The organism is Streptomyces sp. LaBMicrA B280 (assembly GCF_049222185.1).
Taxonomy (GTDB): domain Bacteria; phylum Actinomycetota; class Actinomycetes; order Streptomycetales; family Streptomycetaceae; genus Streptomyces; species Streptomyces murinus.
Window position 1 is genome coordinate 37925 of the sequence record NZ_JBMJCT010000034.1, and the last position, 12408, is coordinate 50332.

At 71.1% G+C, this 12408-nt stretch carries 10 protein-coding genes and 2 pseudogenes; all 12 read left to right on the forward strand.

What is annotated here, in order from left to right; translation table 11 throughout:
- Positions 1 to 24 precede the first annotated feature (24 nt).
- A complete protein-coding gene (locus tag ACLF5H_RS26935; protein ID WP_421678598.1) occupies positions 25 to 642 on the forward strand; it encodes a TetR family transcriptional regulator in 618 nt (205 codons plus the stop codon).
- Positions 643 to 1579: 937 nt separating this feature from the next.
- On the forward strand, positions 1580 to 2794 hold the full coding sequence (locus tag ACLF5H_RS26940; RefSeq protein ID WP_421678599.1) for an FAD-dependent oxidoreductase: 1215 nt from the start codon (positions 1580 to 1582) through the stop codon (positions 2792 to 2794).
- A gap of 47 nt (positions 2795 to 2841) precedes the next feature.
- The gene (locus ACLF5H_RS26945; RefSeq protein ID WP_421678600.1) at positions 2842 to 3189 is read left to right on the forward strand and encodes a cupin domain-containing protein; all 348 of its coding nucleotides are present in this window, start codon (positions 2842 to 2844) and stop codon (positions 3187 to 3189) included.
- A complete protein-coding gene (locus ACLF5H_RS26950) occupies positions 3189 to 4790 on the forward strand; it encodes a class I tRNA ligase family protein (RefSeq protein WP_421678601.1) in 1602 nt (533 codons plus the stop codon). The genes ACLF5H_RS26945 and ACLF5H_RS26950 overlap by 1 nt, the downstream gene beginning before the upstream one ends.
- Before the next feature lie 70 nt (positions 4791 to 4860).
- Positions 4861 to 5229 (forward strand): aspartate 1-decarboxylase, encoded by a 369-nt coding sequence (panD, locus tag ACLF5H_RS26955; RefSeq protein ID WP_421678602.1) that lies wholly within the window; start codon positions 4861 to 4863, stop codon positions 5227 to 5229.
- Positions 5230 to 5294: 65 nt separating this feature from the next.
- The gene (locus ACLF5H_RS26960) at positions 5295 to 6626 is read left to right on the forward strand and encodes a SidA/IucD/PvdA family monooxygenase (protein WP_421678603.1); all 1332 of its coding nucleotides are present in this window, start codon (positions 5295 to 5297) and stop codon (positions 6624 to 6626) included.
- Positions 6623 to 7708: an NAD(P)/FAD-dependent oxidoreductase gene (locus ACLF5H_RS26965; protein ID WP_421678604.1), complete on the forward strand. Its 1086-nt coding sequence runs from the start codon at positions 6623 to 6625 to the stop codon at positions 7706 to 7708. Before ACLF5H_RS26960 ends, ACLF5H_RS26965 begins: the two co-directional genes overlap by 4 nt.
- The gene (locus ACLF5H_RS26970; RefSeq protein ID WP_421678605.1) at positions 7705 to 9045 is read left to right on the forward strand and encodes a hypothetical protein; all 1341 of its coding nucleotides are present in this window, start codon (positions 7705 to 7707) and stop codon (positions 9043 to 9045) included. Before ACLF5H_RS26965 ends, ACLF5H_RS26970 begins: the two co-directional genes overlap by 4 nt.
- Positions 9046 to 9049: 4 nt before the next feature.
- Positions 9050 to 9901: a VOC family protein gene (locus ACLF5H_RS26975; protein ID WP_421678606.1), complete on the forward strand. Its 852-nt coding sequence runs from the start codon at positions 9050 to 9052 to the stop codon at positions 9899 to 9901.
- Positions 9898 to 11583 (forward strand): annotated as a pseudogene (locus ACLF5H_RS26980) (2-oxoacid:acceptor oxidoreductase subunit alpha); the annotation flags it as partial. The gene ACLF5H_RS26975 and the pseudogene ACLF5H_RS26980, both read left to right, overlap by 4 nt.
- Before the next feature lie 12 nt (positions 11584 to 11595).
- Positions 11596 to 11883 (forward strand): annotated as a pseudogene (locus ACLF5H_RS26985) (2-oxoglutarate ferredoxin oxidoreductase subunit alpha); the annotation flags it as partial.
- The coding region (locus tag ACLF5H_RS26990; protein ID WP_421678607.1) for a 2-oxoacid:ferredoxin oxidoreductase subunit beta at positions 11876 to 12408 on the forward strand (533 nt) is incomplete at its 3' end. The pseudogene ACLF5H_RS26985 and the gene ACLF5H_RS26990, both read left to right, overlap by 8 nt.

A 12408-nucleotide genomic window follows, 5' to 3' on the forward strand; every position in this document is an offset into this window, starting at 1 on the left:
GGGACGCTCTGTTGGGAGACATGCATGACAAGGCAGTTGCGCGCGGTACGCACCCGGCAAGCCCTGGTGAGTGCCGCGGCGTCCGAGTTCGATCGGCGCGGGTATGACGGCACCGCGCTGAACAGGGTCTGCCGGGCCGCCGGTATCACCATGGGCGCTCTGTCGTTCCATTTCGCGACCAAGGATGAACTGGCCTCCGCCGTGCAGGTGCAGGGCCAGGCCATCACCCGGGCCGCCCTGGAGGGCCTGTCGGCGGGACCGGCGCCCGCGCTGCACCGGGCCATCGACGTGACGCTCGAACTGGCCCGGCTGCTGGAGGAGGAGCCGGCGGTGCGCTCCGCGGCCCGGCTCAGCCGCGAGCGGCCGGACCAGGACCTTGCCTGGACCACGTCCTGGATCGCCGCCGTGCAGGATCTTTTCGGACAGGCTTACCGTGACGGGCAACTGCACGCGGCCGTCCGCCCGGAGGATCTGGCCACCTTGTCCCGATCCCTGGTCCTCGGCGCCGAGTACCGGGCGCGCGCGGGGTCCGCGCAGGGCGACGAGGAGCCGCGCGAACCGGGCGCCGTCGAGGAGATCAGACAGATGTGGAACATCATCCAGCGAGGCATCTGCGGACCCACCGGCCGCACGCCTTCATGAGGCGGCCGGTTCGCCGCGTAGCTCGCTGGACCGGGTGACGCTCCTCACCGGGCCCGTGGCGCACGCCCGTGGCCCGCGGTGAGGCGGATCCCCCCGGGGCCTCCCCCGGCCCGCGCCGGACATGACCGATCGGCCCGCTCCTCACCACCACCGCCGTCGTGACCACCGCCGCCGTGCCGCCGTGTCACCGAGGAAGCGGGCGCCCGGTGGACGAGCGTCTTCGGCGTCGCCTCTCCGGGGCGGCGCCGCCCACCGGCCCCGGCGTCGCCCACCGGCCCCGGCGCCGTCACCCGGCCCCGGTCCCTGTCACCCGGCCCCGGCCCCGGCCCCGTCACCCAGCCCCGACGCCGTCACCCGGTCCCGGCGCCGCCCCCGGCCCCTGGCCACGCTGAATGGGCTCAGTGATCAGAAAATCGACCGGCCCCGCACGCCCGTTTCCGGCGTTGGTGTCATTCGCATCTTTGCGCGAATCGGGTCACGATTTTCGCGAGTCGGCATTGCCGCCCCCGGCGCGGACCCGGATCGTGGAATACGCAACCGACACACATTCAAGGGGCGACCTGTGGTGGAGACGGAACGGGCCGGTGTGATCTCCGCGCAGGCGGCCACGATCGCCATGGATCCCCAAGATCCGCCCGGCGGTGATCGGCGGCGTCCGCACGGAGAGTTGGAGCGGCCGGGTTCCGCCCATGGCCACCGTGGGACGGCGCCCGCCGTCTAGGCCGCCGGCGCGCGCCCCGCTCCTCTGGGCGAGGGCCGAGGAATTCCCGGAGAAGTTCCCTGTATCGCCCTGCCGCGTTTATGGCCTGCGGCAACTCTATCGATTCGACCAGCTCAGAATTCCGGCTGCCCATTTCCCGGGCGGTCCATACGGCAATGCCTTGAAAAGGCTTCTGTGGAGGGCTTCATGGCGACAGCTGAGCGTAGGGACGCAGTGGTGATCGGGGGAGGTATAGCCGGATCCGCGCTGGCCGCGGCGCTGGCGGGGGACGGCTACGACGTACTGCTCCTGGAACGCCAGACCGTCTACCGGGACAAGGTGCGCGGCGAGGTCATCAACTGCTGGGGCGTGGTCGAACTCCTCCGCCTCGGCCTGGAGCGGCAGTTGCTCGACGCCGGAGGCACCTATATCGACCGCTTCATCGGATTCGACGAGATCGTCGACCCCGAGACCGCCCGGGCCAACGCCCTCCACCTGGACGAGATGCTCCCCGGCATCCGCGGCGTGCTCGACGTCGGCCACCCCGAGGCATGTGAGGCGCTCGCCTCCGCCGCCGCCGAGGCCGGGGCCACGGTCGTACGGGGAATCGGCGATGTCACGGTGACCGGTGGTCCGCACCCGAGCGTGCGCTACGAGTACAACGACATCGAGTACGAGGTCCCCTGCCGCCTCGTCGTGGGAGCGGACGGACGCACCTCCACGGTGCGGCGCCAACTCGGCATCTCCTTGACCCAGACCCCGCCGAACTCGCTGGGCGGCGGCATGCTCGTGGAAGACCTCCACGAGTGGCCCGCCAACGTCACCTCGATCGGCACCGAGAAGGATCTGCTCTACTTCGTCTTCCCGCGCGCGGGCGCCAAGGCCCGGCTGTATCTGCTGCACGATGCCGCGCAGAAGGGCCGTTTCGCCGGACCGACCCGCCAGGCCGACTTCCTCCGGGCCTTCCAGCTCGACTGCATCCCGCACAGCGAGATGTTCGCCACGGCCACCCCGTCGGAGTCCTGCGCCTTCTATCCGATGAACGACGCCTGGACGGACGGACCCGTCGTCCCCGGCGCGGTACTGATCGGCGACGCGGCCGGCTGGACCGATCCCGTGGTCGGCCAGGGTCTGTCCATCGCGCTCCGGGACGCGCGCCTGGTGTGGGAGGCGCTGCGCTCCAGCGGCACCTGGTCCCCGCAGATCCTCAAGCCGTACATGGACGAACGCGAGGAGCGGATGCGCCGCCTGCGTATCTCGGGCGCGGTCCGGACCGCGATGAACATGACCTTCACCCCCGAGGGCGCCGCCCGCCGCAGGGCCTACGCCCAGGCGTGGCCCACCGATCCGGTGCTGGCCGGCTCCCGGCTCGCCACCTTCCAGGGGGCGTTCGGCGTCCCCGACGAATCCTTTCACCCCGGCACCATCCAGCGCCTGCTCGCCCTCGGCTAGCCCGCGCCGGACCCGACGCATCCATCGAAGGGACTTCCCCCGTGCACGTGAAGACCGAAGCTGACGACACCCTGATCCGGAAGAACGGCTGCGACATCCGCGAGCTCTACCCCTGGGCCGGGGTCGTCGCGCCGCCGTGGAACAGCACCCTGTGCTCGATCCGGCCGACCGAGTCCAGCACGCCCCACGGCCACGCCACCGACGAGACCTTCATCTTCATCAGCGGCCAGGGCCACTTGCGCGTCGGCACCGAGGAGCGCCCGATCACCCCGGGCGACGTCGTCTACATCCCGCACGGCACCGACCACAAGGTCACGAACACCAGCGAGGCCGACCCGCTGACCTTCGTGAGCATCTACTGGCTGCAGCCCACCGGGCAGGGTGAGGGCGCGTGATGACCGATTCCACGGGCGCCGGGACGCCCGCCCCGCGCCGTGTCAACGTCACCTTCTCGCCCCCCACCCCCAACGGCGACCTGCATCTGGGCCATCTCGCCGGTCCCGTCCTCAACAGTGACGTATGCGCCCGGTCCCAGAAGGTCCTCGGGCACGATGTCGCCTTCGCCACCAGCACCGACGACAACCAGACCTATGTCGTCACCACCGCGGAACGGCTCGGGGTCACGCCGGAGGCGCTCATCCAGGACGCTCTGGACAGCGTGACGAAGTCGCTGGAGCTGGCCGGTGTCGACGTCGACCTGTTCGAACGGCCCGACGACGACTACACCGCCTTCGTCCGCTCCTTCTTCACCCGCCTGTGGGAGCACGGCGCGTTCGACCTGCGCGAGGTGGAGCTGCCCTACGACCCCGACAGCGGGGAGTACAAGGCCGAGGCGTTCGTCACCGGGCTCTGCCCCACCTGCCTGGCCCATGCCAGGGCCGGCGTGTGCGAGGCATGCGGCCTCTACAACCTGCCCGGCGCCCTGCTGCCGGTGTCCGACACGGCCTCGGCCCTGCCGCGGCGCACCGTCTCCATCTGGGTCCTGGACCTCGAACGCCACCGGTCCTTGATCACCAACTGGTACCGGACCACCGATGTGCAGCTGCGCCCCGACCTGGCCAAGGTCGTGGCCGACACGCTCGCCGGGCGGCTTCCCTACATCCCGCTCACCTACCCCACCGCCTGGGGCATCACGGTGGAATGGGACGGCCCCGGCATCCAGCCGCAGGCCATCAACGCCTGGCCGGAGATCTACGTCGGACACCTCTACTGGATGCAGCAGGCCCGCCTGGACACCGGGGCGCAGTGCGACGAACTCGTCCAGTTCATCGGCATCGACAACGGCTTCTACAACGCCTTCGTCTATGTGACCCTGGCGCTGCTCGCGGCCCGCCACGGCATGCCGGTGAACCTGCCCAGGACGCGCACGCTCACCAACCAGTACTACATGCTGGAGGGACGCAAGTTCTCCACCAGCAAGGGAGACGTGCGCTGGGCGCGCGACTACCTGGAGTCCGTCGGCCGCGACCGGGCGCGGTTCGTCCTCGCCCTGACCAGCCCTGAGCTGCAGCGGGCGGAATTCAGCGAACCCATCGCCGCCGACACGATCGCGGCACGCTTCGACACCCCGCTCGCCACGATCGCCGACGGGCTCGGCGCCCTGGCCGGACGTCAGGTCGACGCCACGCCCTCACCCTGGTGGGACGCGGCCCTCCAGGCGTCCCGGCGGCGCTTCGAAGACGCCTACCGGCTGGAGAACTTCAGCGTGCGCAGGGCGGCCGAGGCCGTGGCCCTCCACCTGGAGGTGCTGGCGCTGCGCTGCGCCCGGATCCAGCTCGACGACGCGGGCGACGTCTCCGGCGCGCTGCGGTTCCTGTGGGCCCTGCGCACCCTGGCCTGGCCCGTCACCCCGGACCTCGCCGAGCACATCTCCGCCGCCTTCGCCGGTCCCTCCACCGTCGGCAAGGCCCCGCTGCTCGCCGACCTCTCCGTCGCACCGGAGCACCCCTTCCGCGGCCTGACCGTCCCGGCCGCCCCGCTCACCGCCGCCCCGTGATCCACGGGTGAGCAGTCCCACGAGCCACTTCCGCACGGACGAAACCCATAACCCCCCGAGGAGACCCGCCATGCTGCGCACCTTCATGAACGCGAAGATCCACCGCGCCACCGTCACCGACAGCAACCTGAACTACGTCGGATCCATCACCATCTCGCCGGAACTGCTCGACGCCGCCGGCATCGGCGTCCACGAGCTGGTGCACGTCGTCAACATCAACAACGGCGCTCGATTCGAGACGTACACCATCCTCGGCGAGCCGGCCGCCAACCAGGTCATCGTCAACGGTGCCGCCGCCCGCCTCGTGGAGACCGGCGACAAGGTCATCATCATCAGCTACGCGCAGCTGACCCCGGACGAGGTCGCCGACCACAAGTCCCGCGTGGTCCACGTCGACGGCACCAACGCGATCACCGAGACGGCGCTTCTCGGCGCGTGAGCCCTGAGCCCGCCTGTTCTGAGACGACGTTCCTGCATGCACGACAAGTCGAGGATGCGTGAACCGTGACAACCCATGAGATCCACCCGGTGCTGGGAGTGGGGTTCGGGCCCGCGAACCTCTCCCTGGCGGTCGCGCTCGAAGAGCGCGGCCGCGCCGGCCTGGCCCACTTCATCGAGCGGTCCGCCGAGTTCCAGTGGCAGCAAGAACAACTCCTGCCGGGCGCCGACATCCAGAACAACCCCTTCCGCGACCTGGCCATGCAACGCAACCCGGACAGCCCGCACACCTTCGTCAAGTACCTGGCCGCACAAGGGGGCTTGACGGGCTATCTGCACCTCAACGCCAAGTTCCCGCTGCGCAGGGAATATTCGGGCTATCTCGCCTGGGTCGCCGAGGCCTTCCGCGACCAGGTGGACTACGGCCGGTCGGCCGTGCACCTCTCGCTCGTCGAGGGCGACGACGGAAGCGAGCTGTTCTGCGTCGAGACCGACGACGGCGGCCGCCACCTCGCCCGGAGCGTCTCCGTGGGCACCGGCCGATCGCCCCGGATCCCCTATGTGTTCCAGAAGGGTCTGGGGGAGAGCGTCTTCCACTCCACCCGGTACCTCACCTCCATCGAACAGTTCAAGGACAAGCCGATCCGGGTCGCGGTCGTCGGGGCCAGCCAGAGCGCGATCGAGATCATCCTCGATCTGCTCGGCCGCCCGAACGTGCGGCAGGTGACCGCCGTCCACCGCAGCATCGGGTTCCGGCTCAAGGACACCAGCCCCTACAGCCGACAGGTGTTCCTGCCCGAGTTCGTGGACTACTTCCACTCGCTGCCCAGCGCCAAGAAGCGCCGGCTGCGCAACGAGCTGCGGTCCATCAACTACGCGGCCTGCGACCAGGACGTCATCGACCGACTGGTCGGCGTGCAGCGCGAGTACGACCTCACGGGTTCCGACCGGCTCGTGATGAAGCCCTTCCGCGAAGCCGTCATCAGCAGGCCGCACGGCCAGGGGCAGCGCATGGTCCTGCGCGACATCAACCACCTCACCGAGGAGATCCTCGACACCGACGTCGTCATCCTGGCCACCGGCTTCCGGGACTTCGGCGGCGAGCCCGGCGACGAGCCGTACCACCCGCTCCTGGAAGGCGTCGCCCACCGTCTTCCGCTCGACGAGGACGGCACCCCCGTGGTCGCGCGGGACTACTCGATCGAACTGAAGTCTGAGGCCGGTACCTCGCGACCGCTGAAGATCTACCTCAACGGGCTCTGCGAGGCGAGCCACGGCATGGGTGACGCCGGGGCACTGGCCATGCTCTCCGTACGGGCGACCGACATCGTGGACTCGATCCTGCGGCACGACACCCGCGGGCGCGAGGAGCTGCTGGCCGCCGGGACCGCGCCGTGACCCGGTCCGCCATCACCGCCGACGTCGCCGTCGTCGGCGGTGGGATCATCGGGCTGGCCACAGCCGAACGGCTGACCGCCCGCGGTCTCACCGTCGCCGTCATCGACATGGCAGGCATCGCCGGAGGCGCCACGGGCGCCTCCGGCGGGCTGGTCCGCGCCTTCGACCTGTCCCTCGCCCACCGGCGGCGCGCCGCCGCCGGTCTCGACCGCTACCTCCGTCAGGGCCACCGGGGGACCTGGCCCGCGGTGTGCCGCCAGGGCAGCCTGAGCCTGGTCGCGCGCGGCGATCTCCCCCGGGCCGCCGAGGCGGTCGCGGACCTCAACGCGACCGGCCACAAGGCGGAGATCCTCACCGCGGCGGACCTCGCCACCCGCTTCCCGGCCCTGCACGTGCCCGACGAGCTGGCCGCGGTCCACGAACCGAACGCGGGCTGGCTCCCGGTCGGGCCGACGGCCCACGCCATGGCGCGCGACGCGGGCCCCCGGCTCCTGCTGATCCGGGCCCGCGCCACCCATCTGCTCACCTCCGGGTCCCGCGCGACCGGCGTCCGCACCACCGTGGGACCCGTGTCCGCCCGGGCCGTCCTGCTGGCCGCGGGCGCGGGCAGCACCGCCCTGGCCGAGACCGCCGGTGTCCATCTGCCGCTGCGCACCCGGGCCGTCAGCTACTGCCTGTTCCGGGTGGACGAACCCGCCGGCCTCGCCTCGCTTCCCACCCTCGTGGACCGCACCACGGGCGCCTGGCTGCGCCCATGGGGTTCGGACGCGCTGGTGCTGGCGGGAGTCACGTCGCGGAGGACCGACGTTCCCGAGACCGTACGGCCGGAGGTGTCACCCGAGGAGCAGGAGCGCGTCCGCGCGGTGGTCCGCCACCGCTACCCGCGACTGGCCGCCGCCCCGGTCGCGGGCGGTGTCACCGCGTACGACGCGATGGCACCGGAGGGCGACGGCGAGGTGTGCGCCCGGACCGGACTCGACGGCCTGGTCACCGCGACCGGCTGGAACGGCGGCGGATTCAAGCTGGCCCCCGCGATCGGCGAGCTCGCCGCCGCGCGCCTTCAGGAAGAGGCTGCCCGATGACGGCCACCGTGCGCCTGAACCCCACCGACGAGATGCTCCACCGCACCGCCGACACCCTGGGCTCCACCCGTGTCGTCCAAGTGCTGTGGACCTTCGCGGACCCGGTGCCGGTCACCGCGCTGCAAGCCGCCTGGGAGGGCCTCGACCAGGGCAGGCTGAGCCGCCGGGCCCGGCCCGCGCGGGTGCCCGGCGCGCGACGCAGCTGGGTGCGCGCCGCCAACGCGGAAGCCCTGTGCACCACATCGACGCCGCTGACCGACGCCACCCTGACCGACTGGATCGACACCCAGGTCAAGGTGCCCCTGCGGCCCAAGGACGCCGCGCTGTGGCGGCTGGCCGCGGCCCCGTACGGCGAAGGCACCCTCGTCTCCCTGACGGTGCCGCACTTCCGCTGCGACGGGCTCGGCATCTTCGACGCCATCGGGTCCGGCGGGCAGGAGGCCCACCGCCCGTCTGCCGCTCCCCGTGTGCTCGACGACCTCGCCGACCTGGCCAGGCAGACGCTCCGGGGCGGCCTGGCCGCCGCGCACTGGCTGCCGACGACCCTGGCGAGCCCGGCCCGGCGCGCGCGGATCAGGTCCGCGCTCCAGCCCCCGCCCCCGGCGCCTCCCGCCCCCTCGGCCGAACCGCGCTTCTTCACCTCGGCGGTCTTCGAGACGGACGCGGCCCTGTGGCAGCGGCAGGCAGACCGGTTCGGCGGGACGGCCAACAGCCTCTTCATCGAGATCGCCGCCAATCTCGTACGGTCGGCGGCGGCCGAGGGTCCGTCCGGATCGTTCGACGTCGGCATTCCGGTGAGCCTGCGGCACTCCGTCCACGACGCACGGGCCAACGCCCTGGTCGTGGTGCCGCTGACGGTGCCGGGCGGCCCCGTCCGGCACGGCAGCCTCCGGGGGACCCGCGCGGCGACGAAGGACCTGCTCCGGAGCACGGGAGAACACAGCGCCACCCTCGTCCCGGAACCCCTGTGGCACCTGCTCCCGGCGCGGCACGCCCATCGGCTCAAGAACCCCGGCGCACAGCAGACCACCGTCGTCGCGTCCAACTTCGGCCGGACCCCCGACGCCATCGCCCGGTTCGCCGGACGGCAGGCCGCCGGTATCGCCGTCCGCACTATGAACGTGCCCGGTGTGCTGCCGGACCGGGCCCGCCTGCGCGCCTCGCTCTGCCTCCTGCGGACCGGCGACCGGCTGACCGTGACCGTGACCGGCATCCCCGACCACTTCGGCGACGCCTCGTCCCTACGGCGCCTCGTCCACGAGGAGTTGGCGTCCTGGGGGCTCACTGTCCAGCGCTGGTGGGGCGCCCCCACGGCACATCATGTGAAGGAGCCCTGACGCGATGTCCGCTGTTCCCATGGCCGCGCTGCCGGACCGCTGGTTCCGCGCCACGCCCGACTCCGCCCTGCTGGCGCGTCCGCGCCTGCTGGCCCGGTCCCTCATCGATGTCGCCGACCTCGATGACCGCATCCGCTCCTACGAACGACTCACCGGAACCCCCGCGGACCTGCGGATGCCGATCCCCGACTTCGGCGGCCTGGAGCTCGCGGCGGTCGGGAACATGCTGCTGATCGCCAGCGCACGGCCCTTCACCGCCATTCAGCGCCGGACGGCCTACTCCGTGATCGTGCCCTCGCTCGACGGCGCGCTGAGTCGACTGAGCCAGGTGGGCGCCACCGTCCTGGAACCCCCGGAGGCGATTCTCCCGGGCAGCCGCGCCCGCGTGCGGTTCCCCGACGGCGCGATCGCCGAACTCGTCGAGCACCGCCCCAACCCGGGCGAACAACCGTGTCCCCCGAAGCCCCGAGGGACAGAACGTCCCGGCGTACGGCTGCTGCTGCGCAAGGCGGTGAGCCGCAGCATGTTCGACTCCCTGCTCCGGCTCTACGAGACGGCCCTCGGCATCGCCTGCGACACCCGGCTCCGGCTGGACGCCCCTGCCGCCGTCGAACTGGCGACCGTCGGCAACCTGCTCCTCGTCGGCACGGACGGCCCGGAATTCACCCGCGCCGCGCACATCCGGCTGGCGCTGGTGACCCCGGCACCGCAGGACATCCCGGGCGCTCACCCCTGCGGCCACCGACTCGTCCAGCTCGACGACGGCTCCGTCGCCGAGGTCTGGGACAGCGCGATCGGCCTGACCTCCCTGTCTGCGGCTCCCGCGCGGAGCACCGCCGGAACCGATGCCTCATGACCACCGAACACGAGGTCCGGCGCCTGGACCGGGTGATCATCCGGTTCGCGGGCGACTCGGGTGATGGCATGCAGCTCACGGGCGACCGGTTCACGGCGGAGACGGCGTCGTTCGGCAACGACCTGTCGACCCTGCCGAACTTCCCGGCCGAGATCCGCGCCCCCGCAGGCACCCTGCCGGGCGTCTCGTCCTTTCAGCTGCACTTCGCCGACCACGACATCCTCACCCCGGGTGACGCGCCGAACGTCCTCGTCGCGATGAACCCCGCCGCGCTGAAGGCCAATATCGGTGATCTGCCGCGTGGCGCCGAGATCATCGTGGACACGGACGAGTTCACCAAGCGGGCCCTTCAGAAGGTGGGTTACGACGCCTCGCCGCTGGAGGACGGCTCGCTCGACGCCTACGGCCTGCACCCGGTGCCTTTGACCACCCTGACGGTGGAGGCGCTCAAGGAGTTCGACCTCTCCCGCAAGGAGGCCGAGCGCAGCAAGAACATGTTCGCCCTCGGGCTGTTGAGCTGGATGTACCACCGTCCGACCGAGGGCACGGAGAAGTTCCTGAGGTCGAAGTTCGCCAAGAAGCCGCAGATCATGGCGGCGAACATCGCGGCGTTCCGGGCGGGCTGGAACTTCGGCGAGACCACCGAGGACTTCGCCGTCTCCTACGAGGTCGCCCCCGCGACCCGTGCCTTCCCCACCGGCACCTACCGCAACATCTCCGGCAACCTCGCCCTCGCCTACGGACTGATCGCCGCGGGCCGGCAGGCCGGTCTGCCGCTGTTTTTGGGTTCGTACCCCATCACTCCGGCCTCGGACATCCTGCACGAGCTGAGCAGGCACAAGAACTTCGGGGTGCGGACGTTCCAGGCGGAGGACGAGATCGCGGGCATCGGCGCCGCGCTGGGCGCGGCGTTCGGCGGCTCGCTCGCGGTGACGACCACGTCCGGGCCCGGTGTGGCGCTGAAGTCGGAGACGATCGGTCTGGCGGTCTCCCTGGAGCTGCCGCTGCTGGTGGTGGACATCCAGCGCGGTGGCCCGTCCACCGGTCTGCCGACCAAGACCGAGCAGGCCGACCTCCTCCAGGCCATGTACGGGCGCAACGGCGAGGCGCCGGTCCCGGTCGTCGCGCCCAGGACACCGGCCGACTGCTTCGACGCGGCCCTGGAAGCGGCCCGGATCGCCCTGACGTACCGCACCCCGGTGATGCTGCTGTCGGACGGCTACCTGGCCAACGGGTCGGAGCCGTGGCGGATCCCGGACCCCGAGGAACTGCCCGATCTGCGCGTCGTGTTCGCGATGGGCCCCAATCACGTCACACCGGACGGCACAGAGGTGTTCCGGCCGTACCAGCGCGACCCGCGGACCCTGGCCCGGCCGTGGGCGGTGCCGGGCACGCCGGGTCTGGAGCACCGGATCGGCGGCATCGAGAAGCAGGACGGCACGGGCAACATCTCCTACGACCCGGCCAACCACGACTTCATGGTCCGCACCCGCCAGGCCAAGATCGACGGCATCGAGGTCCCGGACATCGAGGTCGACGACCCGCACGGCGCACAGACCCTGGTCCTGGGATGGGGTTCGACCTACGGGCCGATCACGGCGGCGGTACGACGGCTGCGCGCGGCCGGCGACGCGATCGCGCAGGCCCACCTGCGCCACCTCAACCCCTTCCCGCGCAACCTCGGCGAGGTCCTCTGGGGTTCGACCTACGGGCCGATCACGGCGGCGGTACGACGGCTGCGCGCGGCCGGCGACGCGATCGCGCAGGCCCACCTGCGCCACCTCAACCCCTTCCCGCGCAACCTCGGCGAGGTCCTCGCACGCTACGACAAGGTCGTGATCCCCGAGATGAACCTCGGCCAGCTCGCCACCCTGATCCGGGCGAAGTACCTGGTCGACGCCCACTCCTACAACCAGGTCAACGGCATGCCGTTCAAGGCCGAGCAGCTCGCCACCGCGCTGAAGGAGGCCATCGATGACTGACACCGGCAACGGACTGCTCCAGCTGGTACCCAGGGCCGAGGCCAGGCAGTCGATGAAAGACTTCAAGTCCGACCAGGAAGTGCGCTGGTGCCCCGGCTGCGGCGACTACGCGATCCTCGCCGCCGTCCAGGGCTTCATGCCCGAACTCGGACTGGCCAGGGAGAACATCGTCTTCGTCTCCGGCATCGGCTGCTCCTCCCGCTTCCCGTACTACATGAACACCTACGGGATGCACTCCATCCACGGCCGCGCCCCCGCCATCGCCACCGGCCTCGCCACCAGCAGACGAGACCTGTCCGTGTGGGTCGTCACCGGAGACGGCGACGCGCTCTCCATCGGCGGCAACCACCTCATCCACGCCCTGCGCCGCAACGTCAACCTCAAGATCCTGCTCTTCAACAACCGGATCTACGGCCTCACCAAGGGCCAGTACTCACCCACCTCCGAGGTCGGCAAGATCACCAAATCGACACCGATGGGCTCCCTGGACGCCCCCTTCAACCCCGTGTCCCTGGCGATCGGCGC

What these genes read in the sequence shown, in the direction of transcription:
- ACLF5H_RS26970 (WP_421678605.1), top strand. Translation starts at nt 7,705, where the DNA reads ATGACGGCCACCGTGCGCCTGAACCCCACCGACGAGATGCTCCACCGC.
- ACLF5H_RS26935 (WP_421678598.1), top strand. Translation starts at nt 25, where the DNA reads ATGACAAGGCAGTTGCGCGCGGTACGCACCCGGCAAGCCCTGGTGAGT.
- ACLF5H_RS26975 (WP_421678606.1), top strand. Translation starts at nt 9,050, where the DNA reads ATGTCCGCTGTTCCCATGGCCGCGCTGCCGGACCGCTGGTTCCGCGCC.
- panD (WP_421678602.1), top strand. Translation starts at nt 4,861, where the DNA reads ATGCTGCGCACCTTCATGAACGCGAAGATCCACCGCGCCACCGTCACC.
- ACLF5H_RS26950 (WP_421678601.1), top strand. Translation starts at nt 3,189, where the DNA reads ATGACCGATTCCACGGGCGCCGGGACGCCCGCCCCGCGCCGTGTCAAC.